This is a genomic window from Sphingomonas sp. RIT328, assembly GCF_000632225.1.
Classification (GTDB): Bacteria; Pseudomonadota; Alphaproteobacteria; order Sphingomonadales; family Sphingomonadaceae; genus Sphingomonas; species Sphingomonas kyungheensis.
The window spans coordinates 39,057-62,762 of record NZ_JFYV01000003.1 but is presented as its reverse complement, the minus strand read 5'-3'; the positions used below and the strand labels follow the sequence as shown (position 1 = coordinate 62,762).

At 68.9% G+C, this 23,706-nt stretch carries 22 protein-coding genes and 1 tRNA gene; 8 read left to right on the top strand and 15 right to left on the bottom strand.

Annotated elements, in window-relative coordinates:
* The first annotated feature begins 385 nt into the window (after positions 1-385).
* On the top strand, positions 386-1,819 hold the full coding sequence (locus BW41_RS02875; RefSeq protein ID WP_037531245.1) for an MATE family efflux transporter: 1,434 nt from the start codon (positions 386-388) through the stop codon (positions 1,817-1,819).
* A 9-nt stretch (positions 1,820-1,828) separates the two neighbouring features.
* Here the strand turns inward: BW41_RS02875 and BW41_RS02870 are convergent, their stop codons facing one another.
* Positions 1,829-2,710 (bottom strand): diacylglycerol/lipid kinase family protein, encoded by an 882-nt coding sequence (locus tag BW41_RS02870; RefSeq protein ID WP_037531243.1) that lies wholly within the window; start codon positions 2,708-2,710, stop codon positions 1,829-1,831.
* Between the two features lie 86 nt (positions 2,711-2,796).
* Here BW41_RS02870 and hemB point away from each other — a divergent pair, with 86 nt between their 5' ends.
* Together hemB and BW41_RS02860 are read left to right on the top strand one after the other, a co-directional pair.
* Positions 2,797-3,789, top strand: coding sequence for a porphobilinogen synthase (gene hemB, locus BW41_RS02865; protein WP_037531240.1), 993 nt, complete (start codon positions 2,797-2,799; stop codon positions 3,787-3,789).
* The gene (locus tag BW41_RS02860) at positions 3,782-5,992 is read left to right on the top strand and encodes a spermidine synthase (protein ID WP_037531336.1); all 2,211 of its coding nucleotides are present in this window, start codon (positions 3,782-3,784) and stop codon (positions 5,990-5,992) included. Before hemB ends, BW41_RS02860 begins: the two co-directional genes overlap by 8 nt.
* Positions 5,993-6,308: 316 nt before the next feature.
* Here BW41_RS02860 and BW41_RS02855 read toward each other — a convergent pair whose 3' ends face one another.
* Positions 6,309-6,803 (bottom strand): hypothetical protein, encoded by a 495-nt coding sequence (locus tag BW41_RS02855; protein WP_037531237.1) that lies wholly within the window; start codon positions 6,801-6,803, stop codon positions 6,309-6,311.
* An 82-nt stretch (positions 6,804-6,885) separates the two neighbouring features.
* Between BW41_RS02855 and BW41_RS02850 the strand changes: the two genes are divergently transcribed.
* Positions 6,886-6,962 (top strand) — tRNA-Arg (locus BW41_RS02850).
* A 93-nt stretch (positions 6,963-7,055) separates the two neighbouring features.
* A complete protein-coding gene (locus tag BW41_RS02845) occupies positions 7,056-8,048 on the top strand; it encodes a bile acid:sodium symporter family protein (RefSeq protein WP_037531236.1) in 993 nt (330 codons plus the stop codon).
* Here BW41_RS02845 and BW41_RS02840 read toward each other — a convergent pair.
* From BW41_RS02840 to BW41_RS02790, 11 genes are all read right to left on the bottom strand, one after another.
* The gene (locus tag BW41_RS02840; protein ID WP_037531233.1) at positions 8,038-8,784 is read right to left on the bottom strand and encodes a 3'(2'),5'-bisphosphate nucleotidase CysQ; all 747 of its coding nucleotides are present in this window, start codon (positions 8,782-8,784) and stop codon (positions 8,038-8,040) included. The genes BW41_RS02845 and BW41_RS02840 overlap by 11 nt on opposite strands.
* Positions 8,781-10,694, bottom strand: a complete 1,914-nt coding sequence (gene cysN, locus BW41_RS02835) for a sulfate adenylyltransferase subunit CysN (RefSeq protein WP_037531231.1) — start codon at positions 10,692-10,694, stop codon at positions 8,781-8,783. Before cysN ends, BW41_RS02840 begins: the two co-directional genes overlap by 4 nt.
* On the bottom strand, positions 10,694-11,593 hold the full coding sequence (cysD, locus tag BW41_RS02830; RefSeq protein WP_037531228.1) for a sulfate adenylyltransferase subunit CysD: 900 nt from the start codon (positions 11,591-11,593) through the stop codon (positions 10,694-10,696). The genes cysN and cysD overlap by 1 nt, the downstream gene beginning before the upstream one ends.
* 58 nt (positions 11,594-11,651) lie before the next feature.
* Complete coding sequence (locus tag BW41_RS02825) at positions 11,652-11,870, bottom strand: hypothetical protein (RefSeq protein ID WP_037531335.1); 219 nt, start codon at positions 11,868-11,870, stop codon at positions 11,652-11,654.
* A 143-nt stretch (positions 11,871-12,013) separates the two neighbouring features.
* A complete protein-coding gene (locus BW41_RS02820) occupies positions 12,014-12,415 on the bottom strand; it encodes a hypothetical protein (protein ID WP_152542073.1) in 402 nt (133 codons plus the stop codon).
* A gap of 275 nt (positions 12,416-12,690) precedes the next feature.
* Positions 12,691-13,935 (bottom strand): N-succinylarginine dihydrolase, encoded by a 1,245-nt coding sequence (locus BW41_RS02815; protein WP_037531225.1) that lies wholly within the window; start codon positions 13,933-13,935, stop codon positions 12,691-12,693.
* Positions 13,929-14,951: an arginine N-succinyltransferase gene (locus tag BW41_RS02810; protein ID WP_037531222.1), complete on the bottom strand. Its 1,023-nt coding sequence runs from the start codon at positions 14,949-14,951 to the stop codon at positions 13,929-13,931. The genes BW41_RS02815 and BW41_RS02810 overlap by 7 nt, the downstream gene beginning before the upstream one ends.
* Complete coding sequence (locus tag BW41_RS02805; RefSeq protein WP_200870330.1) at positions 14,948-16,153, bottom strand: hydrolase; 1,206 nt, start codon at positions 16,151-16,153, stop codon at positions 14,948-14,950. The genes BW41_RS02810 and BW41_RS02805 overlap by 4 nt, the downstream gene beginning before the upstream one ends.
* A gap of 43 nt (positions 16,154-16,196) precedes the next feature.
* On the bottom strand, positions 16,197-17,126 hold the full coding sequence (locus BW41_RS02800) for a DUF481 domain-containing protein (RefSeq protein WP_081792854.1): 930 nt from the start codon (positions 17,124-17,126) through the stop codon (positions 16,197-16,199).
* A gap of 48 nt (positions 17,127-17,174) precedes the next feature.
* Positions 17,175-17,672 carry an RNA pyrophosphohydrolase gene (locus tag BW41_RS02795; protein WP_037531217.1) on the bottom strand — a complete coding sequence of 166 codons (498 nt, stop codon included), beginning with the start codon at positions 17,670-17,672 and terminating at the stop codon, positions 17,175-17,177.
* The gene (locus tag BW41_RS02790; RefSeq protein ID WP_037531216.1) at positions 17,669-18,652 is read right to left on the bottom strand and encodes an alpha/beta hydrolase; all 984 of its coding nucleotides are present in this window, start codon (positions 18,650-18,652) and stop codon (positions 17,669-17,671) included. Before BW41_RS02790 ends, BW41_RS02795 begins: the two co-directional genes overlap by 4 nt.
* Before the next feature lie 55 nt (positions 18,653-18,707).
* Between BW41_RS02790 and BW41_RS02785 the strand changes: the two genes are divergently transcribed.
* Together BW41_RS02785 and BW41_RS02780 are read left to right on the top strand one after the other, a co-directional pair.
* Positions 18,708-19,604, top strand: coding sequence for a histone deacetylase family protein (locus BW41_RS02785; RefSeq protein ID WP_037531215.1), 897 nt, complete (start codon positions 18,708-18,710; stop codon positions 19,602-19,604).
* Between the two features lie 42 nt (positions 19,605-19,646).
* The gene (locus BW41_RS02780) at positions 19,647-20,837 is read left to right on the top strand and encodes an SAM-dependent methyltransferase (protein WP_051583210.1); all 1,191 of its coding nucleotides are present in this window, start codon (positions 19,647-19,649) and stop codon (positions 20,835-20,837) included.
* 218 nt (positions 20,838-21,055) lie between these two features.
* Here the strand turns inward: BW41_RS02780 and BW41_RS02775 are convergent, their stop codons facing one another.
* Positions 21,056-21,763, bottom strand: a complete 708-nt coding sequence (locus BW41_RS02775; protein WP_037531211.1) for an SDR family NAD(P)-dependent oxidoreductase — start codon at positions 21,761-21,763, stop codon at positions 21,056-21,058.
* Between the two features lie 3 nt (positions 21,764-21,766).
* Positions 21,767-23,224, bottom strand: coding sequence for an amidophosphoribosyltransferase (gene purF, locus BW41_RS02770; protein WP_037531209.1), 1,458 nt, complete (start codon positions 23,222-23,224; stop codon positions 21,767-21,769).
* 126 nt (positions 23,225-23,350) lie between these two features.
* On the opposite strand from purF, the gene BW41_RS02765 reads away from it, so the two are divergent.
* Positions 23,351-23,602, top strand: a complete 252-nt coding sequence (locus BW41_RS02765; RefSeq protein WP_037531208.1) for a DUF7218 family protein — start codon at positions 23,351-23,353, stop codon at positions 23,600-23,602.
* The last annotated feature ends 104 nt before the right edge of the window (positions 23,603-23,706 follow it).

The following is a 23,706-nucleotide window of genomic DNA, read 5'->3' as shown; positions in this document are numbered from 1 at the left end:
AAGCGATCGAATCCATCCCGTTAGCCGTGAGCTTGTCGAAGGGCGGGGCTCCGCTAGCGGTCCGTGTGTGGAAGCCTGTACGTCGACAGGCTCAGCACGAACGGAGGAGAAGCCCCCCGCCCGCGAAAGCTGTTAGGTGCTGGGGCAGGGTGGGGTGGCGGAGCTGCCTTCCGCTATCCTCACCCGCCGCTCTGCACCGCTTCCTCTTCTCTACAGGCAGAGAGCAGCACGCTCGGGCGACTCGGCGGCGACTATCCCGCAAATCTTCGCGCCCGCCGCCCCTCCGCGCGCGATCCCACCGCCAAGGCTGTTTCGCGACGGCAGCGATATGCCGTAGGGAAACGCCGCGATCAGGCCACAGCGGCCACGCGACAGAGGGATGTCCATGGCGAAGCCGCAACGCGACCTGACCACCGGCCCGATCGGCAAGACGCTGCTGCTGTTCGCGCTGCCGACCTTGGGGTCGAGCGTGCTCCAGTCGATCAACGGCTCGATCAACGCGATCTGGATCGGGCAGCTGCTCGGCGAACGCGCGCTGGCGGCGACGACCAATGCCGGGCTGGTGATGTTCCTGCTCGTCTCGGCGGTGTTCGGTTTCGGCATGGCATCGACGATCCTGATCGGGCAGGCGATGGGGCGGCGCGATATCGATGCGGTCCGCCGCGTCGTCGGCACCGCGCACGGGCTGTTCGCGATCCTGTCGATCGGCGTCGTCGCGCTCGGCTGGTGGAGCGCGCCGGCGATCCTCACCGCGCTGCACACGCCGGCCGACGCCTATCCGCTGGCGCTCGCCTATCTGCGCGTCATCTTCATCGCGATGCCGACCAGCTTCCTCGCGGTGCTGCTCAGCATGGTGCTGCGCGGGGCGGGCGATTCGGTGACGCCGCTCAAGTTCATGGCGCTGGGATCGGTGATCGACGTCGCGCTCAATCCGCTGCTGATCCGCGGCTGGGGGCCGCTGCCCGAACTCGGCATCGCCGGATCGGCGACCGCGACCTTCATCGCCAATACCGTCTCGTTCGCCGCGCTGCTCGGCTATGTCTATCGCCGCGACCTCGTCGTGCGGCTGCGCGGGGCCGAGTGGCGCTATCTAATCCCCGATCCGACATTACTCCGCCCGATCGTCAGCAAGGGCGTGCCGATGGGGTTGCAGATGCTCGTCGCGACCGGATCGGCGCTGGCGATGGTCGGCCTCGTCAACGGCTATGGCACGACGACGACCGCGGCCTATGGCGCGGCGAGCCAGCTCTGGACCTATATCCAGATGCCGGCGATGTCGGTCGGCGCCGCGGTCAGTGCGATGGTCGCGCAGAATATCGGCGCGGGGCGATGGGAGCGGGTCGCGCTGATCACCCGATCGGGGCTGCTGCTCAATCTCGTCATGACCGCGGCGCTGATCGGCGTCGTCGCGCTGCTCGACCGCGCGGTGCTCGGGCTGTTCCTCGGCAGCGACGCGGCGTCGATCGATCTCGCCGCGCATATCAACATCATCGGTTCGGCGAGCTTCCTGCTGTTCGGCGTGTCGATGGTGCTGTCGGCGACGGTGCGGGCGAATGGCGCGGTGGTGGCGCCGTTGCTGATCCTCGCGGTGGCGCTGTTCCCGATCCGGCTCGGCATGGCCTATGCGTTGCAGGGCGATTGGGCGGCGGATGCGATCTGGTGGAGCTTCCCCGCCGGATCGGCGGCGTCGATGGTGATGACGATCCTCTATTATCGTTACGGCGACTGGCGTTCCGGCCGGCTGATCCCGGCGCGGCAGGGCGAGGAACAGGCCAAGGCCGCGACCGAGCCCACCGCCAAGCAGATGCCGGTCGGCTGACCGTCCGCCTCAGTCGGCGGGCACCATCACCTCGATGATCCCCGGCGCGACCGCGGCGGTGACCGGGGTGTGCGCGAGCACCTCGCCGTCGATCGAGATCGGCAGCGACGGCTTGGTGTCGATGCGCAGCGACTTGCCGGAGAAGCTCACCGTATCCTGGTGGCGCGCGTCGAGCTTGAAGAAGCTCGCCGCCCAATTCTTGACGAGCGTGCGCTTGTAGCGGGCGCGGACCGCCTGGACGACGATCTCGCCCGACTGGACCGAGGCTTCGTCGACCAGCCAGGTGCCGCCGTGATAGGGGCCGTTCGAGATGCGCACTTCGACGACGCGCATCGTCTTCGCCTCGACGCCGTCGTCGACGGTGAGGATGAACGGCTTGAAGCGCAGGAACTGCCAACTCGCCCAGCCGAGATAGCCGACCCGGCCGAGCACCTTCTTGAGGCCGTGCGGCACCGTCTCGGCGATCTGCGGGCTGATCCCCATCGCCGCGCAATTGGCGAAATAGTCGCCGTCGATCCGGCCGAGATCGATCCGCGCGCGCTTGCCGGTGCGGATGACGTCGATCGCACCCTCGACGTCCATCGGCAGGCCGAGCGTGCGCGCGAAGCTGTTGGCGGTGCCGAGCGGCAGCACGCCGAGCACCACATCATGGCCGACGAGCAGGTCGACGAGGCCGCTGATCGTCCCGTCGCCGCCCCCCAGGATGACAAGCTCCGGTTTCTTGACCAGCGCGTTGCGCACCGTCTCGACCAGATCGTCGGGGTTTTCGACGGCATGGGCATCGACCGGGTAGGGCAGGCCGCTCAACGCTTTGCATGCCCGCTCGAACAATGCCTGGCCGCGGCGCGACTTGGCGTTGACGATCAGGGCGGCGGACGTGAACTGCGTCATGGATGTCCCATCGATTACGGGTGCGCAACGCTTGGCAAGCGCGCCGCGATCCCTCAAAGCCGCAACACCCTCGTCAAGGATGCGTCATGACTGCTGCCTATCCTGCGCTTCGCCTCCGCCGCACCCGCTCCAGCGACTGGAGCCGCCGGCTGCATGCCGAGACGGTGCTGACCCCCGCCGACCTGATCTGGCCGATGTTCATCGTCGAGGGCGAGGGCGTCGAGCAGCCGATCGCCAGCCTGCCCGGCGTATCGCGCTGGTCGGTCGACGGCATCGTCGCGCGCGCCCGCGAGGCACGCGACCTCGGCATCCCCTGTGTCGCGTTGTTTCCCTTCACTCCTGCGGGCTTGAAGACCGACGACGGGCGCGAGGCGCTCAATCCCGACAATCTGATGTGCCGGGCGATCCGCGCGATCAAGGATGCGGTGCCCGAGGTCGGCGTGCTGACCGACGTCGCGCTCGATCCCTATACCACCCACGGTCACGACGGGCTGGTCGATGCGGCGGGCTATGTCGTCAACGACGCCACCGCCGACCTGCTGATCGGCCAGGCGCTCAACCAGGCGCGGGCCGGCGCCGACATCATCGCGCCATCGGACATGATGGACGGCCGGATCGGCATGATCCGCGCCGCGCTGGAAGGCGAGGGCGCGCATAACGTCCAGATCATGAGCTATGCCGCCAAATATGCCAGCGGCTTCTACGGTCCGTTCCGCGACGCGGTCGGGTCGCGCGGGCTGCTCAAGGGCGACAAGAAGACCTATCAGATGGATGCCGCCAACGCCGACGAGGCGCTGCGCGAGGTCGCGCTCGATCTCGCCGAGGGCGCCGACACGGTGATGGTCAAGCCGGGCCTGCCCTATCTCGACATCATCGTGCGGGTGAAGACGCGGTTCGAGGTGCCGGTGTTCGCCTATCAGGTGTCGGGAGAATATGCGATGCTGGAGGCGTCCGTCGCCGCCGGCGCGGGCGAGCGCGACGCTCTGGTGATCGAGACGCTGATGGCGTTCAAGCGCGCCGGCTGCGCGGGCGTGCTGACCTATCATGCGGCGCATGCGGCGCGGCTGCTGCATGGCTGAGCGCGCCGGCGATACCGGCCGCGCCTGCCGCATCACCTTCGTCGCGACGATCCTGACCGGATCGTTCCTGCTGTTCCTCGTCCAGCCGATGGTGGCGCGGATGGCGCTGCCGCGCCTCGGCGGCGCGCCGGCGGTGTGGAATTCGGCGATGCTCGTCTACCAGACGCTGCTGCTCGCCGGTTACGCTTATGCCCATGCGCTGGCGCGGCTGCGGCCGTGGGTGCAGGCGGCGGTGCATGTCGGCGTACTGCTGATCGGCGCGGCATGGCTGCCGATCGGGCTGACCCTGGGCGGCGGCCCGGCCGGGTTGACGCCTGCTTTGTGGGTGCCGTGGCTGCTCGGCGCGTCGATCGGGCCGTTGTTCTTCGCCGTCTCGGCGCAGGCGCCGCTGGTGCAACGCTGGTTCAGCATCGCCAGCCGCGACGGCGATCCCTATGCGCTTTACGCCGCCTCCAATCTCGGCAGCTTCGGCGGGCTGATCGCCTATCCGCTGGTGGTCGAGCCGTTGCTCGCGCTGCGCCAGCAGAGCTGGCTGTGGAGTGCCGGCTATGCGGTGCTGATCCTGCTGGTGATCGCCTGCGCGATCCGCCTGCCGCGCGGGGCGAGCGCCGATGTCGCGCGGCCGAGCAGCGCGCCCGCGACGCGTCGCCGCGTGCTGCACTGGATCGCGCTGTCGCTGGTGCCGTCGGGGCTGATGCTCGCCACCTCGACCTATATCACCACCGATATCGTTGCGATGCCGTTGCTCTGGGTGCTGCCGCTCGGCCTCTATCTGCTCAGCTTCACCATCGCCTTCGCGGCCAATCGCGAGATCGCCGATCTGCTGACGCGGATCGCGCCGATCACCATCCTGATGTTCGGCGGGGTGATGATTGGCGGCTTCAACGAATCGCCGCTGATCAATCTCGCGATCGCGCTGACCCTGTTGTTCATGGTGTCGGTGGCGCTGCATACACAGCTGTACCGGCTGCGGCCCGAGCCCGACCGGCTGACCGGCTTCTACCTCGCCATGGCGGTCGGTGGCGCCTTGGGCGGCGTCTTCGCCGGGCTGGTCGCGCCGGTGGTGTTCGACTGGACCTATGAATATCCCATCCTGATTTTCGCCGCCGGGCTGCTCGTCCCGCAGGTGTTCCTCACCCACCGCATCCGCGGCCTGTGGCGGACGCCGGCCAAGCGCCGCTTCGCCTATGCCGGGGTGATCGCATTGCTGGTGCTGCTCACCACGCTGACCTTCCGCGGCCCGGCCGATCTGTTCGGCGAAGGGCATCAGGGGCTGACCTTCATCGGCATCGCGCTGATCGGCGTGATCTCGGTCGGCGCGCGAACGTCCTACGCGTTGATCCTGGCGGTGGCGCTGGTGATCTTCGGCGGCTGGCGCGCGGTCGAGCTGTCGCTGGCGCATGGCGCGCGGACGCGGAGCTATTTCGGCGTCTATACGGTGCGCGACGGGCGCGGCGTGCGCGAGCTCGATCACGGCACCACCGTCCACGGCATTCAGTTCACCGGCAGCCCGGTGCTCGAACGCCTGCCGACGACCTATTATGCACCGCCGTCGGGCATCGGCCAGGCGATGGAGGCGCTCGACGGCCTCTTCGGTCCGACCGCGCGGGTCGGCGTCGTCGGCCTCGGCACGGGGACGCTCGCCTGCTATGCGCAGCCGGCGCAACGCTGGCGCTTCTACGAGATCGACCCGGTGGTGGTGCGGATCGCCCGCGATACCGGCCAGTTCACCTATCTGCGCGATTGCCTGCCGCATCCCGACATCCGCGTCGGCGACGCGCGGATCAGCCTGGAGGCGGACCGGCCGGCGAGCCTCGACCTGCTCGCGCTCGATGCCTTCTCCTCGGATGCGATCCCGATGCATCTGATGACGCAGGAGGCCTTCGCCGATTATGCGCGCGTGCTGCAACCGCGCGGGCTGCTGCTCGTCCATATCTCCAATCGCTTCCTCGATCTCGAACCCGTGGTCGCGGCAGCGGCGCGGGCTGGGGGCTGGCAGGCGACGAAACTCTATTACCAGCCGCCGCAGCAGACCCCCGTCGCCTCGCCAAGCCAGTGGATCGCTCTGTCGCGCGACGCCGCGACGCTGCGCGCGCTCAAGGCGGCGGACCGACGCTGGGCGCCCCTGGTCGGGCGGCCGGGGTTCGTCGCGTGGACGGACGATTATTCGACGATCCTGCCGCTGCTCAAATGGCACGGATAGGTCGGTGAGTCCGCGCAGAGGCGCGGAGATAAACGTGCCGCCGCGTCAGCGGCTTGTTCACACCAACTGTGATGAGCGGGCCTCGCTTACCGCAGGCGATACACCTCCGCGCCTCCGCGTGAATTACCTTCTCACATGTGTGATCGGGCCCCGCGTTAGGCGATAGCAATCCCGCAGGATGGGATTCACGCGGAGGCGCGGAGGCGCTGAGGAGTTGCGCTCGCTGCCTTGGCGGTACGCGCCTCGGGCCAACTGATGACCGGGCCGCGCCTGCCGCGGGCGCACTGCGTCCTCCGGGCCTTCGCGCGCACCCGAATCAGGCAGCCGGGAGCGCCGCCTGGAGCCGGTCGATCGTCTGCGCCTGCCGTTCGCCTTCGGCCGCGGCGCGCTCGCGCAGGGGGGCGAGCGCCGGATAGACGGGGAGCAGCGCCGCCGCCCGGTCGCTCGCGGCGAGATCGATGTCGGTGAGCAATGCCGACGCTTGCGAGCGCCAGTCGTCGAGCCCGGCGAGCGCCGATTGCGCGTCGAGCCACGCATCGCTGCCGACCGTCTGCCCGCGCGCGCGCGCGGCGGCGGTCTCGGTCCGCGCGGCATCGGCGGCGAACCCCTTGGCGATCGTATCGAGCTGGCGCTGCCACGCGTCGATCCGGGCATCCAGCGCGGGATCGGGCTTGGCCTCGGCGACGGTCACCACCGGCTCGGCGAAGCCGAGCTTCTCCACCGCGCGCGGCGCCAGCGACGGATAGGGCGTCGCATCATGGGCGCAGGCCGCAAGCGGGAGGACAAGCGCGGACAGCCAAAGCATTTTCATAGCCAGCCTCTATGCGCAGGCAGAAAATCGCGCAACGCACTTGCGCGGGGCGAAACACCTGCTATCAGCGCGCCTCCAATGCGCGCCCGTAGCTCAGCTGGATAGAGCATCAGACTACGAATCTGAGGGTCGGACGTTCGAATCGTTCCGGGCGCGCCACTTTCCTCCCGTCGACAACGGCCCGGCGGGGCCCTTTCCACCGTCGGCGTTCTGGGGAGTGGCAGTACGTCGGTCATCAGCCGGACGTGCGCGATGTTCCGATCGATCCTCTCCTTCTTCGAACCCTTCATACTAATGCTGCTCGGCACGGTGCTGCTCGCCAGCCTGATCCCCGCGCGCGGGATATGGGCGGGGATCGCCGGCGACGCCGCGGATGTCGGCATCGTCCTCCTCTTCTTCCTGCACGGCGCCAAATTGTCGCGCGAGGCGATCTGGGAGGGCGCGCGCAACTGGCGGCTGCACGTCGCGGTGCTCGCCACCACCTTCGTCGTCTTCCCGCTGCTCGGGCTGGTCGCCGGGCGGACGCCGGGGCTGGCCGGGCCGGTCGCGACCGGCATGCTGTTCCTCACCCTGCTGCCCTCGACGGTGCAATCGTCGATCGCCTTCACCGCGATCGCGCGCGGCAATGTCGCGGCGGCGGTGTGCAGCGCGTCCTTCTCCAACCTGATCGGCATCGTCGCCACCCCGGCGCTGGTCGCGCTGCTGATCGGCAGCGGCGAGGGCGGCGGTGGCATCTCGCTCGCCGCGGTCGAATCGATCGTCGCGCAACTGCTCGTGCCGTTCGTCGCCGGGCATCTGCTGCGGCCGTGGATCGGCGGCTGGATCGCACGGCGCAAGCGGCTGCTGACGATCGTCGATCGCGGCTCGATTCTGCTCGTCGTCTATACCGCCTTCGGCGCGGCGGTGGTCGAGGGGCTGTGGCACCGCGTCTCGCCGGCCGACCTGCTGCTGATCGGCGTGCTGTGCGCGGTGCTGCTCGCGGTCGTGCTGACCGTCACCTGGTTCGCCGGGCGCGCACTCGGCTTCAGCCGCGAGGATGCGATCGTGCTGCTGTTCTGCGGATCGAAGAAGAGCCTCGCCTCGGGCGTGCCGATGGCGGGCGTGCTGTTCCCGGCCGCGACGGTGGGCGCGGTGCTGCTGCCGGTGATGCTGTTCCACCAGCTCCAGCTGATCGCCTGTGCGGTGATCGCGCGCCGTTACGCCGATGCGGCGAGCCTCGCCGAGGCGGAAGCGGTCAGCCTCTAGCCACGGCGACCGCGGCGAGCACCTGCTCGGCCAGCTCGGGGCGGCAGATCAGCAGGTCGGGCAGCAACGGATTCTCGCAATTGTAGACGAGCGGACTGCCGTCGATCCGCGAGGCATGCAGCCCCGCCGCCAGTGCGACCGCGGCGGGAGCGCAATTGTCCCACTCATATTGACCGCCGTCATGCAGATAGATGTCGGCGCGGCCGTCGACCACCGCCATCGCCTTCACCCCCGCTGATCCCATGCCGACCCGCGTCGTCGCAAGCGCCAGCCCGACGCGATCGACCATTTCGGTGGCGCGGGTGCGGCTGACCACCATGCGCGGCGCGGCAACGCTGCGCAGACGCGTACAGCGCGCCTCTGCCGTCGTGTAGACGCGGCCCGTGGTCGGCACCGCGACCGCGCCGATCGCCGGACGCCCGCCGATCGCCAGGCCGATATGCACCGCCCAATCGTCCAGTCCCTCGGCATAGTCACGCGTGCCGTCGAGCGGGTCGACGATCCATACCCGCTCCGCCGCGCAGCGGGCGCGATCGTCGATCGATTCCTCGGACAGGATGAAGTCGTCGGGGCGGGCGGCGCGCAGCCGGTCGAGGATCAGCCGGTTCGCCTCCGCATCGCCGACATCGCCGAGCGCCTTGCCCGACAGGTCATCGCGATCGCGGATCGCCAGCAGCAGATCGCCCGCCTCGGCCGCGACGCTCCGCGCGAGTTCGACGTCGGAGAGACCGCTCACAATTCGAAGCTCCAGATGCCGAGGACATGTTCGACGATGCGTTCGGCGGCAGCTTCGGCGCTTTCGCGGCGCGTGTCGATCTGGATCTCGGGGCTGACCGGCGCTTCATACGGGCTCGAGATGCCGGTGAAATGCGCGATCTCGCCGGCGCGCGCCTTGGCGTAGAGGCCCTTGACGTCGCGCGCCTCGGCATCGGCGAGCGGCGTGTCGACGAAGATCTCGACGAACTCGCCCGCCGGCAACAGCCCGCGCACCAGCTCGCGCTCGGCGCGGAACGGCGAGATGAAGGCGGTGAGCACGATCAGCCCGGCGTCGGTCATCAATTTGGCGACCTCGCCGACGCGGCGGATATTCTCGATCCGGTCGGCGTCGCTGAAGCCGAGATCGCGGTTGAGGCCGTGCCGGATATTGTCGCCGTCGAGCAGGAAGCTGTGCCGGCCGAGCGCGTGCAGCTTGCGCTCGACGAGATTGGCGATCGTCGACTTGCCCGATCCCGACAGGCCGGTGAACCACAACAGCCGCGGCTGCTGCCCCTTCTGGCGGGCATGCGCCTCGCGGGTGATGTCGACCGACTGCCAGTGGACGTTCTGCGCGCGCCGCAGCGCATGGTGGATCATCCCCGCGGCGACGGTGGCGTTGGTCTCGCGATCGATCAGGATGAAGCCGCCGAGTTCGCGGCTGTCGGCATAAGGCGCGAATACCAGGGGCGCGTCGGTATAGACCTCCGCGACGCCGATATCGTTGAGCGACAGCGTCTTGGCGGACAAATGCGCCTGCGTGTTGACGTCGACGACATGGGCGGGCGGCTGCACCGTCGCGCCGACGGTATGCGTGCCGAGCTTGAGCCGATAGCCGCGACCCGGCACCAGATCGGTATCGGCGAGCCAGACGATCGTCGCCTCGAACTGGTTGGCGGCCTCGGGCGGCGAATCGGCGGCGGCGATGACGTCGCCGCGCGAGCAATCGACCTCGTCGGCGAGCACCAGCGTCACCGCATCGCCCGCCTCCGCCAGCTCGCGGTTGCCGTCGAAGCTGACGATGCGCGCGACGCGCGTCGTCTTGCCGGAGGGGACGATCCGTACGCTGTCGCCGGGTGCGACGCGGCCCGCGGCGATCGTGCCGGCGAAGCCGCGGAAGTCGAGATCGGGTCGGTTGACCCATTGCACCGGCATCCGGAAGGGCGCGGCGGCGGCCCGATCGACGGCGACCGGCACGCTCTCCAGATGCGGGAGCAGCGCCGGCCCGCCATACCAGGGCATCGCCGGCGAGGCGCTGGTGACATTGGCGCCGGTCAGGCCGGACAGCGGGATGGCGGTGAAGGCCTCGATGCCGATGCCGCGCGCAAAGTCGGCATAATCGGCGACGATCGCATCGAACCGCGCCTGGTCGTGATCGACCAGATCCATCTTGTTCACCGCCAGCACGATATGGCGGATGCCGATCAGGTGGGCGAGGAACGAATGCCGCCGCGTCTGCGTCAGCACGCCCTTGCGCGCATCGATCAGGATCACCGCGAGATCGGCGGTCGACGCCCCGGTCACCATGTTACGGGTATATTGTTCGTGGCCGGGGGTGTCGGCGACGATGAACTTGCGCGTCTCGGTGGCGAAGAAGCGATAGGCGACATCGATGGTGATGCCCTGTTCGCGCTCGGCGGCGAGGCCGTCGACGAGCAAAGCGAAGTCGATATTCTCGCCCTGCGTGCCGAGCCGCTTGCTGTCCGCCTCGAGCTGGCTCAGCTGATCTTCGAAGATCGTCTTCGAATCGTAGAGCAGCCGGCCGATCAGCGTCGACTTGCCGTCGTCGACCGAGCCGCAGGTGATGAAGCGCAGCATCGACTTGCGCGCATGGCCGTCGAGATAGGCGTGGATGTCGGCGGAGATCAGCGCGTCGGGGGTATAAGCGGTCATCAGAAATAGCCCTCGCGCTTCTTCTTCTCCATGCTCGCCGCCTGATCGTGATCGATCGCGCGGCCCTGCCGTTCCGAGGTGGTGGTGAGCAGCATCTCCTGGATCACCGCGGGCAGCGTCGCCGCCTCGCTCTCCACCGCGCCGGTCAGCGGGTAGCAGCCGAGCGTGCGGAAGCGGATCGACCGTTCGACCGGCACCTCGCCCGGATGCAGCCGGAAGCGATCGTCATCGACCATCAGCAGCATGCCGTCGCGCTCCACCGTCGGGCGCGGTGCGGCGAAATAGAGCGGGACGATCTCGATCCCCTGGTCGAGGATATATTGCCAGATATCGAGCTCGGTCCAGTTGGACAGGGGGAAGACACGGATGCTTTCGCCACGGTGGATGCGGGCATTGTAGAGGTTCCACAATTCAGGGCGCTGCGCCTTGGGGTCCCAGCCCTGGCTCGCCGAGCGGAACGAGAAGATGCGCTCCTTCGCACGGCTCTTCTCCTCGTCGCGCCGCGCCCCGCCGAAGGCGGCGTCATAACCGCCGGCCTTCAGCGCCTGTTTGAGCCCCTCCGTCTTCCACAGATCGGTGTGGCGGCTGCCATGATCGAACGGGTTGATCCCGGCGGCGAGCGCATCGGGATTGGTGTGGACGATGAGCTCCATCCCCGCCGCGGCGGCGGCCTTGTCGCGCAGGTCGTACATCGCGCGGAACTTCCACGTCGTGTCGACATGGAGCAGCGGGAAGGGCGGTTTCGCCGGAAAGAAGGCCTTGCGGGCGAGATGCAGCATCACCGCCGAATCCTTGCCGACCGAATAGAGCATCACCGGTCGCTCCGCCTCGGCGACGACTTCGCGGAGGATGTGAATGCTTTCGGCTTCAAGCCGTTGTAAATGGGTCGGCGGGCTCATCCCTGTGCAGATAAGCGTCCTGCGCGCGGAAGCGACGAACTTATCCTATCGCCGCCCCTTAGTCCTGCTGCCGCCGCTCGACCGAGTCGAGCAGCACGTCGCCGACCATGAACACCGCGATCGGGCAGCAGGCGAACAGCAGCCAGCCGCCATAGCCCGGATATTGCTGAAGATAATGGATGCCACGTTCGACCGCGCCGACGCCCAGCCCGTAGATGACGAGAAAGGCCTCGAACTTGGTCTTGACCGTGAACAGGCGTTTGATCCGGTACAGCATGGCGGGCGCCATGCATGGCGCGCGCCAAGTGCGGAAATGCGTCGATCGGCGGGTGCCGGGCTTGGTTAACTGTCAGGTAACCCGACATTGCGCGCAGACGAAGGGACGCGGACGGCAGCGTGCGCCGCCGTCCGCGTCGCATCTCATCGCGCTGCGGTGGCGATGACGTCTTCGTCGAGGAAGCCGGCGACCGGCGCCCCGGCGGGGATATTGGCGCTCGTGCCGGTCATGAAGAAGCCGGCGACCGGCAGCAGGACGACGGACCCGACGACGCCGGCGGTTCCGGTGGTGCCCTTGTCGTCGAAGGCGCCCGTCATCCGCACCTGCCGGCCGTTGACCTTCATCGATAGCACGCGGGCGTTGATCTTGCCCGATTTGCCCCACATGCCCTTGTTGCGCACCTCGGTCACCTCACCGATGGCAGGCGTGCCCTGCGGAATCACCGTCACGCCGTTGAGTTCGGTTGCCTCGGTGGTTTCGAGGCGGACGCGGTCACCGACGCGCAGCTTCTTGCCCTTGGTGGTCAGCGGCTCGAGCGTGCGCAAGTGTATCATCGTGCCGGCGGCAATAGCCGGCGTACCGATCGCAGTCGCCGCCGTGGCTTGCACTGGCGCAGGCGAGACAATGGCGGCAAGTGCCGCCAAGGTTAACGTCACACTCATGTATTATCCTCCCAGGCCGGCAGTACGATACTCCCCTGAGTCTGCCGGCTGGAAAAAGGCTATTGCATCAACTCGTTAAAAGAAGACTTTGCGTGGCTTCGCCTCGATCAATAGTCGAGTAGCGACAAGACGAACGAAAACTTGATTGTCGATATCGGTCAGATCAGCTCCGCCAAGCCCATCACCTCAAGCAACCGCCGCCGCGCCGAGGCGATCGACCGCAGCAGCGCCGCGTCGCCGAGCATCGCGGGATCGATCGCTTCGGGCCATTCGGCGCGCACCACCGACTCGATCGCGTCGAGCCGCGCCGCATCGACCAGGAAGCGCGGATCGATCGTCGCGGGATCGGCGACGACGCGGAGGCGCAGGCAGGCGGGGCCGCCGCCGTTCGCCATCGACTGGGTGACGTCGACCGTCTCGACCCGGCGGATCGGGCCATTGCCGGCCATGTGCCCGTCGAGCCAGCGCGACACCGCGGCGTTGCGGCGGCATTCGCTCGGCACGATCAGGGTTGGCCCGTCATTGGTGGTGACGAGCTGCGCATTGAACAGATAGGAGGCGATCGCATCGGCGAGGCTGACGTCCCGCTCGGCGACCTCGACGATCTCGACCTCGGGGAGCAGGCGGCGGAGATCGGCATGGACGCGCTCGCGATCCGCGAAGGCGCGTTCGTGAGCGAACAGCACATTGGCATTGGCGACGGCGACGACATCATTGTGGAAGGCGCCGGCGGCGACCGCCTCCTCAGACTGTTCGACGAACAGCACGCGGGCCGGATCGAGCCGGTGCGCGCGCGCGATCGCCGCGCTCGCCTCGCGATGCTGGCGGGCCGGGAAGCGGCCGCCGCCCAGCGCGTAGACGAAGATCTCGACGCCCGGCGCGTCGTGCGCGGCGGCGAGGCGCATGTGATTGGCCGCGCCCTCGTCGCCGAACGGGGCGGGGACGGGATCGTGCACGGCGAAGCCGGGGTCGGCGAAGGCGAGGCGGAGCTGCGCGAGCGTCTCGGGCCATTCGTGGCTGCGATGCGCCATCGTCATCAGGTTGGCGACGCTGAGGTGGCAGCGTCCGTCGGCCGTGTCCGGTGCCGGCGAGACGGTCGCGGCATTCGCCGCCCACATCGGCGAGGCGGACATCGCCTGCGCCTGGAGCAGCGGCGGCGCCTCCTCGTAATGGACGGACAATGCGGCGAGCCAGTCGTGGTCGGGACGACGATGCGGCAGCAGCACGCCCTGCGTCAGCCCGAGCGCAAGATTGGCGCGCATCTTGGCGAGCCCCTGTACCGCCGCAGCGCGCGGATGCGAGACCTGCCCGGCATGCGCCGTCGCGGCAAGATTGCCGAACGACAGGCCGGCGTAATTGTGGCTCGGGCCGACGATGCCGTCGAAATTGATCTCGATCACCACCGCGGCACCTGCAACACCGTGTCGCCGACACCGACGCCCAGCGCCTCGACGCAGGCGCGCGACACGGCGATGCCGTCGGCGGCGGGGCGGACTAGCCCGAAGGCGCAGCGGAAGTCGGCGAGCCGCCCGGTCGCGACCAGCGCCTCCTCGCCTTCGCCCCCGTCATTGTGGACCGCGGTGATCCGCGACTCCTGCGCCTGTTCGATCGTGCGGACCCGGTCGGTGCGCGCGGTCATGGTCGGGCCGCCGTCGAAGATGTCGACATATTGTTCGAAGCTGAAGCCCTCATTCTCCAGCATCCGCATCGCGGCTCTGCCGCTCGGGTGGGGCAGGCCGATCGCGGCGCGCGCCGGCTCGGACAGCATCGCGGTATAGATGGGGTGTTTGGGCATCAGGTCGGCGATCATCTGATGGCCGTTGATCGCGTTGAACTGGTCGGCATCCTGGAAGCTCATCCCGAAGAACCGCCCGGCGAGCCCGTCCCAGAAGGGCGAGCCGCCGGTCTCGTCGATCACCCCGCGCAGCTCGGCGAGGATGCGGTCGGCGAAGCGGGCGCGGTGCGCGCGGATGAACAGGTACCGGCTGCGTGCGAGCAGCAGGCCGAGCCCGCCGGCGCGCTCGCCGGGATGGAGGAACAGGCCGCCGACCTCGCACGATCCTTCGAGATCGGTGGTCAGCGCGAGCATTTCGGCGCGGAAGGTGCGTGCCAGCTCCTTGCTATGCTGGGTCAGCGTGCCGAGCCGATAGCTGTAGAACGGGTGCTGCTGGCCGACCTGGGTGAACAATTGGCAGGTGCCGCGCACCTCGCCGGTCGCGACATTCTCGAGCATCAGCACGAACAATTCGTCGGTCACCGGCCCGTCGGCGCGCGCGAAGGCGGCGCCGGCCCGTTCGAGCTTGCCGCGCAGCGCCTTGCGATCGGGCGGCAGATTGGTGAAGCCGCCGCCGGTCAGCTTGGCCATCTCGTACAGATGTTGCAGATCGTCGGCGCGCGCCGCCCTGATCCGGAAGGTCATGCCTGCCCCTTTCGCATGATGCGGTGGATGGTGAGCGCCGACAGCGCGGCGCGTTCGGCGAGGCTGTCGACGATCATGAACTCGTCCGCCGAATGGATCGCGCCGCCGCGCACGCCCATGGTATCGATCACCGGCACGCCCGCGGCGGCGATATTGTTGCCGTCGCAGACGCCGCCGGTCGCCCGCCAGCCGATCGGAATGTCGAGGTCGGCGCCGACCGCGGCGACCAGCCCGAACAGGGCCTCCGCGCCGGCGTCGAGCGGCTTGGGCGGGCGGTTGAAGCCGCCGTGCACCGAGATCGCGACCTCGTGTCCGGCCGCGATCTCGGCGACGGCGGCGTCGATCGCGGCGCGAGCGCGCGCGATCTCGGCGGCGGCGGCGGGGCGGAAATTGACGCGCAGCACCGCAAGATCGGGGACGACATTGTTCGGCCCGCCGCCGTCGATCCGCGCCGGATTGACCGCGAGCCCCGGCGCCCGCGCCTCGCTGAGCCGCACCGCCAGCGCGGCGGCGGCGACGATCGCATTGCGGCCGTCCTCCGGATTGCGCCCGGCGTGCGCGCTGCGCCCACGCACGACGATCGCAAAATTGCCCGTCCCGCCGCGCGCGCCGGCCAGGGTGCCGTCGGGCAGTGCGGGCTCGTAGGTCAGCGCCGCGACCTTGCCGCGCGCCGCGCGGGCGAGCAGCGTCGCGGAGGACAGGGATCCGGTCTCCTCGTCGCTGTTGATCACCACCTCATAGCCGAGCCGCCCGGCCCCCGCCGCCTCGACCGCCCGCAAGGCGGCGAGCATGACGGCGAGCCCGCCCTTCATATCGGCGGTGCCGGGGCCGTTGATCGTGCCGTCGGCGCGATGGGTGAGCGTCTGGAAGGGATGATCGGCCGGATAGACCGTGTCCATATGGCCGGTGAACAGCATCTGCACCGGCGCCTCCGGCCGGACCCGCAGGTGGAGGTGCGCGCCGTGATCGAGCCGCGCGACGGTGCCGTCCGCAGCGACCGCCTCGACCGGGTCGGGCGCGACCAGCGCAAGCTCGCCGGGCAGCGCGGCAAAGGCCTCGGCGAGCCGCTCCGCCATCCGCGCCACCCCGGCCAGATGGCGTGTCCCGCTGTTGATCGCCGCCCAATCCTCGACCTGATGCAGCATCGCGGCGGCATCGATGGTGGCGATCAGCGCGGCTTCGTCGTCCGGCAATCCTCTCATCGCCGCCTGTTAGCCGATGCGCCGCCCGGGGGGAATGGCCGGCTTAGAAGCTGTAGACGAGCGAGGCGCGGCTGGTGGTGTCGGTCGACAGCGAGCCGACCGGCGGCATGCTCTCATATTGGACGTTGTACGACAGTGCCGCCGACAGCGGCCCGATCAGCTTGGCATTGACCGAGGTGGTGCCGCTCAAGGTCGAATTGGCGCTCTGCACATAGGCCGAGGCATTCTGGGTCAGCGACAGGCCGGGCAGCAGCTTCCAGTTGAAGGCGAGCGTGCCGCGGCCGGCGATATTGCTCTGGTCAGTCTGGTCGGTGAAGGCGGTCTGGCGGAAGGCGGGGCCGAGTTCGACGTCGAGGCGGATCGCCGCGGTCTTGATCGCGCTATAGCCGACGCCGGTCGATGCCGAATAGCGGTGGTAGAAGCCGAGGAAGCGGTCTTCCTCATATTGCGCCGCGCCATAGAGGTAGACGCGGTCCTTGATCTTGTAATTCGGTTCGTAGCTGGCGAGATAATGTTCGCGCGTCGTGACCCCGGCGTTCTCCTGATAATCCGCCTGAGCATGGAATTTATGCCGCCATTGCAGGCCTTCGCGGGTCAGGTCGAGCACCGCCGAGCCGCCCTTGCTGTCGGTGTTGCCGGTGGTGATATAGCCGCCCAGCTCGGCGCGGCCGCTCCACAGGTCGAACATGCTCGCCTCGCGGATCGTCGTCTGCCGCGCCTGCGCCCGGTCGTTGCGCCATTTCTGCGCGATCGCCAGCACCGCATCGGCGCTCGCCGGATCGGCAAGCCGGGCGTATTTGACCACCACCGACACGTCGCCGTCGTTGCCGCTCTCCAGCGCCGCGTCGAGCATCGAGCGGATCGCCGCGGGGATCGGCACCTTGTCCTCGGCAGGGGCGCCGTCCTCGGGCGCGTTGGCGAGCAGCAGGGGGGCGAGGATCGCCGCGAGGATCGAGGTCGTCAGAGCGCGCACGCCGCAGGCCTTAGCCGCTGCTTTTGCTGATGAAACCCCAAAAGCACCTTATCCGCTCGCGGCTGCGCCGAGATGAGGCCGGAACGCGGCCAGCACGGCCTCGTACAGCGGGCGCTTGAACGGCACGATCATCCGCGGCAGATCGTCGGGATCGCTCCACCGCCAGGCGCGGAATTCGGGATGGGCGGTGGCGATCTGCACGTCGCTGTCCTCGCCGAGGAAGCGGAACAGGAACCAGCGCTGGCGCTGGCCGCGCCATTTGCCCTTCCACACCTTGCCGGCGAGATCGTCGGGCAGGTCGTAGTAAAATTCGTCGGGTGCCTCGGCGACCAGCTCGACCTTGTCGGGGGTGACGCCGGTCTCCTCGCCCAGCTCGCGCAGGGCGGCGGCATAGGCGTCCTCGCCGGGATCGATCCCGCCCTGCGGCATCTGCCAGGCTTCGAGCACGGTATCGATCCGTTCGCCGACGAACACCCGGTTGTCGCGGTTGATCAGCATCACCCCGGCGCAGGGGCGGTAGGGGCGGTCGGTCGGCGTATCGGTCATATCGGGTCCCGTGCGGCGAGGCGTGCCGCCTCCGCCTCGTGGATCACCGCGGCGAGCGCCGCAAGATAGCCCGCGACCTCCGCCTGCGCCGACGGGATCGCCTTGCGCAGCAGCACGAAGGCGTGGATCAGCCCTTTCGCCTCACGGAACACCACCGGCACGCCCGCACCCGCCAGCGCGGCGGCATAGGCGCGCCCCTGATCGCGGATCGGGTCGAGCCCGGCGGTGACGATCACCGCGGGCGGCAGCCCGTCGAGCCGGCCCCGCAGCGGCGCGCCGCGCGGGCTGGCGGGATCGGCGCGATACGCCCTGTCGTAGAACAGCATCGCGTCGCGGGTGAGCAGATAGCCGTCCGCGAACGTATCGAACGACGGATAATGCCGCCCGCTGTCCGCCGCCGGATAGATCGGCGCCTGCACGATCACCGGTACTGCCGCCGGCGCGTCGCGCAGATCGAGCGCGGTGACGATCGCGAGCGTGCCGCCGGCACTGTCGCCGCACAGGATCAGGCTGGTGACGCTGCGATCGAGCGCGGCGGGGCTCTCCGCCACCCAGCGCGCCGCGGCGGTGCAATCGTCGGGCGCGGCGGGCCAGGGGTGTTCGGGGGCAAGCCGATAGTCGACCGCGATCACCGGCACGTCGAGCGTGCGCGCGATCTCGGCGCAGATGCCGGCATGGGTATCGAGATCGCCGATGACGAAGCCGCCGCCGTGGAAGAAGACCAGCGCCGGCCCGGCATCGCGGCTGGCGCGCGCATCGAACAGCCGCGCCGCGATCGTCCCCGCCGGGCCGGGAATGGCGAGGTCGCGAACTACCGCGATCGCACCGACCGGCAGATCGGTGAGATCGCGCGACGACCGCAGCAGCTGGCGCGCCTGCGCAGGCGGCAGCTCATGGCTCGCCGGGCCGGGCATCGCGTTGAGATAATCGAGGAATTGCCTCACGTCCGGGCGGACGTAAGCGGCGGCGGGATCGGTCATGCGGCGCTCCGCGCGACCGCTTGGGAAGCGGCGGTCGCATCCCCAATTATAGCCGGTGATCCCCATCGTCCATCATCCCGCCTATGTCGCGCCGGCGCCGGCGCGCTCCACCTATCGCTGGAACAAGAACGGCCTGATCCGCGACCTGTTGCGCGCCGAGGGCGATCGGCTTGCCTGGCACGAGCCCGAGCCGATGCCGCGCGCGTGGCTGGAGGCGGTGCACGATCCCGATTATGTCGACGAGGTGCTCACCGCCGCGGTGCCGGCGATGAAGACGCGACGGATCGGCTTTCCCGTCACGCCCGAAGTCGCCGCGCGCGCGCGCGTCGTGCCCGGCGGCACGTGGCTCGCCGCGCAGCTCGCGCTGCGCCACGGCTTCGCCGCCAATACCGCGGGCGGCAGCCATCATGCCCTCGCCGCGACGGGGGCGGGCTATTGCGTGTTCAACGACCTCGCGCTCGCCGCGGTGCGGCTGATCGAGGAAGGGACGGTGGAGCGGCTCGTCGTCGTCGATTGCGACGTCCATCAGGGCGACGGCACCGCCGCGCTGCTCGCCGGACGGCCGGGGATCGCGACCTATTCGATCCACGCCGAGAAGAACTTCCCCGCGCGTAAAGCCCGCTCGACCTGCGACGTCGCCTTGCCCGACGGAGTCGATGACGAGGCCTATCTCGCCACGCTCGCGCAGACGCTGACGCCGTTCCTCGCCGAGCATCGCCCGCAGCTCGTCCTCTACCAGGCCGGGGTCGATCCCTTCGCCGGCGACCGGCTCGGCCGGCTGTCGCTCAGTCTCGACGGGCTGGTCGCGCGCGAGCGGCTGGTGGCGCGGCTGACCCAGGGGGTGCCGCTCGCCAGCACGGTCGGCGGCGGCTATGGCGACGATGCGCTGGAGATCGCGGGCCGCCACGTCACCGCGATCCTGACGCTCGGTGCGGCGATCGCGCTGCGCTGACCCTTCCCCAATCGCACAAGCTGCGGCATGAGCGCGCGCGACATGCCTGCGGACACAGTACAGCAACGCGCCCTCGCCGCGGTTTTCCACCCGATGCTCGACCGGATCGACGCCGGGCTCGAGTGGGGCGCGATCGAATCGCGGCTGCCGGACGGCACCCACCGCCTGCTCGGCGGGCGCAAGCCGGGGCCGGTGCCGATCGTCACGCTGCACCGCTGGCGCGCGCTCGTCCGGCTCGCCACCGGCGGTTCGGTCGGCTGGTATCGCGCGTGGCGCGACGGCGACTGGTCGAGCCCCGATCCGGTGCCGTTGTTCGACCTGTTCATGCGCAACCGCGTGCCGCTCGCCGACGCGGCGCGGGCCAATGGCGCATCGAAGCTGCTGCTGCGCGCCTGGCACCGCTTGCGCCGCAACCACAAGGCGGGCGCGCGGCGCAACATCGCCGACCATTACGACCTCGGCAACGATTTCTATCACGCTTGGCTCGACCCGAGCCTGACCTATTCGAGCGGCCTGTTCGCGCCCGGCGATACGCTGGAGCAGGCGCAGCAGCGCAAGCTCGACGCGATCCTCGCGCGGACCGGGACGGTACCGGGCGAGACGATCCTGGAGATCGGCTGCGGCTGGGGCTCGTTCGCGGCGACCGCGGCGGCGGCGGGGCGGCGCGTCGCGGCGCTGACGCTGTCGACCGAACAGAGAGCGGCGGTCGATAGCCTCGGCCTGCCCGGCGTCGCCGTCGCGCTCACCGACTATCGCGACGTCGCCGGCCGGTTCGATGCGGTGGCGAGCATCGAAATGGTCGAGGCGGTCGGCCAGCGCTATTGGCCCGCCTATTGCGACACGCTGGCGCGCGTCCTCAAGCCCGGCGGCCGGGCGGCGCTGCAATATATCAGCATCGCCGACGATGTGTTCGACCGCTACGCCGGCAGCGTCGACTTCATCCAGCGCTATATCTTTCCCGGCGGCATGCTGCTGTCGGAGAGCCGCTTCCGCGTGCTCTGCGAGGCGCGCGGGCTGGCATGGACCGATCACCATGCCTTCGGCCTCGATTATGCGGTGACGCTGCGCCATTGGCGCGAGCGTTTCGACAATGCCGATCGGGCCGGGCTGTTGCCCGAGCGGCTCGACGCCCGCTTCCGCGACCTGTGGCGCTATTATCTGATGTATTGCGAAGGCGGCTTCCGCGGCGGTGGCATCGACGTCGCGCAGGTCACCTTGGTCAAGGCGGGGTAGGGCGCGGTTCCCTGTCCGTGACCGACGGGCGCGGTTTGGTGCCGGGTTGAGGATGGTTCGCGCGGAGGCGCGGAGGGGTTCCGGTTGAAGTAGCGTTACGGGCCTTGCCCGAACGTGATGAAAGCTGAGGCCGAGGCTGAGCCGGCGGCGCCACAGTCTCCGTGCCCTCCGCGCCTCCGCGTAACCATAAGCCCAGCGCGCGAATGTCGGCGGTCGTGCTAGCCGACGCGCTCGCGATGCCCCGCGGGGAAGCCGGCGATCGCCAGCGCGACGATGCGCTCGGCCACCACCTCGGGCGGCTTGACCGACTCGGGCGCCTCGCCGGGATAGGCGCGCGCGCGCATCTTGGTGCGGGTCGCGCCGGGATCGAGGATCGCGGTACGGATCGCGCTGATCTCGGCGGTCTCGTCGCCATAGGCGCCGAGCATCGTCTCGAACGCCGCCTTGGACGCACCATAAGCGCCCCAATAGGCGCGCGGATCGCGGCCGACGCTGGAGGTGAGGCCGATCACCTTGCCCGCGCGCGCCCTGCGCAGCATCGGGTCGAACGCCTGGATCAGCGCCACCTGCGCGCTGACGTTGAGCGTCAGCACCTGCGCCAGTTCCTTGGCGTCGATCGCCGGCACCGCGGCGAGACTGCCGAGCATCGCCGCGTTGAGCACGAGCAGGTCGAGCGCCTGCCAGCGCTCGCCGATCGCGGTGGCGAGCCGCGCGACGCTGTCGGTCTGCGTCAGGTCGAGCGGTGCGATCGTCGCCGAGCCGCCGGCGGCGAAGATCGTCTCCTCGACCGCCTCAAGGTCTTTGGCGGTGCGCGCGGTCAGCACGACATGCGCGCCGGCCGCACCAAGCGCGATCGCGGTGGCCGCGCCGATGCCGCGGCTCGCGCCGGTGACCAGCGCGAGGCTGTTCGCAAGCGGCTTGGTCATGGCTTAATTGACCCGCTCCGCGAGCATCGCGAATTGATCGACCGCGACGCTGTCGTCCTGATCGGTCAGCGTCGTCGGATAATCGCCGGTGAAGCAGGCATCGCAATATTTCGGCCGGATGTCCGCCCGCTTCGCTTCGCCGAGCGCCTTGTAGAGACCGTCGATCGAAACGAACGACAGGCTGTCGGCATGGATGAAGTCGGTCATCCCGCCGAGGTCGAGCTTGGCGGCGAGCAGCTTGGCGCGCTCGGGCGTGTCGACGCCGTAGAAGCAGCTGTGCCGCGTCGGCGGGCTGGCGATGCGCATATGGACCTCCGCCGCGCCGGCATCGCGCATCATCTGCACGATCTTGAGGCTGGTGGTGCCGCGCACGATCGAATCGTCGACGAGGATGATGCGCTTGCCCTTGATCAGCGCGCGATTGGCGTTGTGCTTGAGCTTGACGCCGAGGTGGCGGACCTTGTCGCCCGGCTGGATGAAGGTGCGGCCGACATAATGCGAGCGGATGATGCCGAGTTCGAACGGAATCCCCGATTGCTGCGCATAGCCGATCGCCGCCGGCACGCCCGAATCGGGGACCGGGATGACGAGATCCGCCTCGACCGGCGTCTCGATCGCGAGCTGCGCGCCGATCTCCTTGCGGACGGTGTAGACCGACTGGTCGCCGGCGATCGAATCGGGACGGCTGAAATAGACCCATTCGAAGATGCACGGCCGCGGCGCCATCGGCGCGAACGGACGGACCGAGCGGATCTCGCCATTCTGGACGATGACCAGTTCGCCCGGCTCGACCTGCCGTTCGAAGGTCGCGCCGCACACGTCGAGCGCCACCGTCTCCGAGGCGAAGATCACCGCACCGTCGAGCTTGCCCATCACCAAGGGCCGGATGCCGAGCGGGTCGCGGCAGGCGATCATCCCCTCGGGCGTCATCACGACGAGGCTGTAGGCGCCCTCGATCTGCTTGAGCGCATCGATGAAGCGATCGAGCAGGGTGCGGTAATTGGAGGTGGCGACGAGATGGATGATCGTCTCGGTGTCGCTGGTCGACTGGAAGATCGAGCCGCGCCGGATCAATTCGCGGCGCAGCTTCATCGCATTGGAAATGTTGCCGTTATGCGCGACCGCGAAGCCGCCGCTCGCCAGCTCGGCATAGAGCGGCTGGACGTTGCGCAGCGCGGTCTCGCCGGTGGTCGAATAGCGGACGTGACCGACCGCACAGTCGCCGGGCAGCGCCCGGATCACGTCGTCGCGATCGAAATTGCCGGCGACATGGCCCATCGCGCGATGCGTGTGGAAGTGGTGACCGTCGAAGCTGCTGATGCCAGCCGCCTCCTGGCCACGGTGCTGGAGCGCGTGCAGGCCGAGCGCGACGAGCGCCGCGGCGCTGTCGCTGCCGGATACACCGAATACGCCGCACTCTTCGCGCAGCTTGTCGTCTTCAAACGGATGGGTCGTCAGCATGGTGGCGGGGGCTCACATCGTGCGGGTGGCCATATAGGAGCGCATTCCGCGTTTGTCGCGTATTTGTAATGTCTAAAATCGAACCGATTGCCAGGCGGCACGTTCTGGGCGCCGAAGGAGGCCGACATGGCGAAGGATCACGGCGCGCAGATCAAGGACGACACGCTCTACGAAGATCTGCGCGAACAGGGCGCGTCGAAGGAGAAGGCGGCGCGGATCGCCAATGCCAAGGCAGCGGGGACGCTCGACCATCCGGGCGGCACGCTCGAGCAGCGCAGCAAGGCCGACCTGCTCGCGGAAGCGCGCGAGATCGGCATCAGCGGCCGCTCGACGATGAACAAGGCGGACCTCGTCAAGGCGATCCGCAACCACAAATAGCCGGGAAGCCACCGCAAATCCCGCTTGCGGGCTCCTTCGCGAACGTCCGCGTCATCAGCCGGTGTCACATGTTCCTGCGGGAGCGGGGGCCGAGGGTTGCGTGC

Coding starts and splice junctions, on each gene's coding strand:
- BW41_RS02875 (WP_037531245.1), top strand. CDS start 386: ATGGCGAAGCCGCAACGCGACCTGACCACCGGCCCGATCGGCAAGACG.
- BW41_RS02870 (WP_037531243.1), bottom strand. CDS start 2,710: ATGACGCAGTTCACGTCCGCCGCCCTGATCGTCAACGCCAAGTCGCGC.
- hemB (WP_037531240.1), top strand. CDS start 2,797: ATGACTGCTGCCTATCCTGCGCTTCGCCTCCGCCGCACCCGCTCCAGC.
- BW41_RS02860 (WP_037531336.1), top strand. CDS start 3,782: ATGGCTGAGCGCGCCGGCGATACCGGCCGCGCCTGCCGCATCACCTTC.
- BW41_RS02855 (WP_037531237.1), bottom strand. CDS start 6,803: ATGAAAATGCTTTGGCTGTCCGCGCTTGTCCTCCCGCTTGCGGCCTGC.
- BW41_RS02845 (WP_037531236.1), top strand. CDS start 7,056: ATGTTCCGATCGATCCTCTCCTTCTTCGAACCCTTCATACTAATGCTG.
- cysN (WP_037531231.1), bottom strand. CDS start 10,694: ATGACCGCTTATACCCCCGACGCGCTGATCTCCGCCGACATCCACGCC.
- cysD (WP_037531228.1), bottom strand. CDS start 11,593: ATGAGCCCGCCGACCCATTTACAACGGCTTGAAGCCGAAAGCATTCAC.
- BW41_RS02825 (WP_037531335.1), bottom strand. CDS start 11,870: ATGCTGTACCGGATCAAACGCCTGTTCACGGTCAAGACCAAGTTCGAG.
- BW41_RS02810 (WP_037531222.1), bottom strand. CDS start 14,951: ATGACCTTCCGGATCAGGGCGGCGCGCGCCGACGATCTGCAACATCTG.
- BW41_RS02805 (WP_200870330.1), bottom strand. CDS start 16,153: ATGAGAGGATTGCCGGACGACGAAGCCGCGCTGATCGCCACCATCGAT.
- BW41_RS02795 (WP_037531217.1), bottom strand. CDS start 17,672: ATGACCGATACGCCGACCGACCGCCCCTACCGCCCCTGCGCCGGGGTG.
- BW41_RS02790 (WP_037531216.1), bottom strand. CDS start 18,652: ATGACCGATCCCGCCGCCGCTTACGTCCGCCCGGACGTGAGGCAATTC.
- BW41_RS02780 (WP_051583210.1), top strand. CDS start 19,647: ATGCCTGCGGACACAGTACAGCAACGCGCCCTCGCCGCGGTTTTCCAC.
- BW41_RS02775 (WP_037531211.1), bottom strand. CDS start 21,763: ATGACCAAGCCGCTTGCGAACAGCCTCGCGCTGGTCACCGGCGCGAGC.
- purF (WP_037531209.1), bottom strand. CDS start 23,224: ATGCTGACGACCCATCCGTTTGAAGACGACAAGCTGCGCGAAGAGTGC.
- BW41_RS02765 (WP_037531208.1), top strand. CDS start 23,351: ATGGCGAAGGATCACGGCGCGCAGATCAAGGACGACACGCTCTACGAA.